The sequence below is a fragment of the Vibrio sp. 378 genome, from assembly GCF_033339435.1.
In genome coordinates this window covers 1-769 of record NZ_JAWOUO010000423.1, presented here as the reverse complement: position 1 = coordinate 769, position 769 = coordinate 1, and the positions used below count along the sequence as shown (strand labels likewise).

The following is a 769-nucleotide window of genomic DNA, read 5'->3' as shown; positions in this document are numbered from 1 at the left end:
GACATTAACGAGCCGATTTTCCATCAAGGGAAAGGTGGCGTGCGTGAACGCGTGCACCCTGGTAACGATCAGTTTATTACGGGTGATAAAATCGAGCGTCCAAAAGGTGGAGGTCAAGGCAGTGGCTCTGGTGAAGGTAATGCGAGTCCAGATGGCGAAGGCCAAGATGAATTTGTGTTCCAAATTTCAAAAGATGAATACCTGGATATTCTTTTTGAAGACTTAGAGCTACCGAATCTAGAAAAAAATCAAATCGCTAAAATTACGGAATGGAAAACTCACCGAGCGGGTTTCCAAACCGCGGTGATCCCTTCCAATATTTCCGTTATTCGTTCATTGCAGCAATCGTTAGCTCGTCGAACCGCCATGACTGCAGGCAAAAAGCGACTTCTTAAAGAACTCGAAGACGAGTTGACTCGCATCAAAAATATTGAGCCAGCACAACAACTTGAAGAAAATCGTCTGAAAAAAGAAATCGAAGAACTGCGCAAGAAAATTGAAAATGTGCCGTTCATCGATACTTTCGATTTACGTTTTAAAAACTACGAAAAACGACCAGTCCCTTCTAGCCAAGCCGTGATGTTTTGTTTGATGGATGTGTCTGGTTCTATGGATCAAGCGACCAAAGACATCGCAAAACGCTTCTATGTGCTGTTGTATCTGTTCTTGACTCGCACCTATGAAAACGTAGACGTTGTATTTATTCGCCACCACACGCAAGCCAAAGAAGTCGATGAACACGAATTTTTCTACTCGCAAGAAACCGGTG

General features: G+C 43.4%; 1 protein-coding gene. It reads left to right on the top strand.

Translation table 11 applies throughout. The annotated features are described in order from the left end of the window. A partial coding sequence (locus tag R7Q48_RS26710) for a YeaH/YhbH family protein (protein ID WP_318133249.1) occupies window positions 1-769 on the top strand: 769 nt, incomplete at both ends.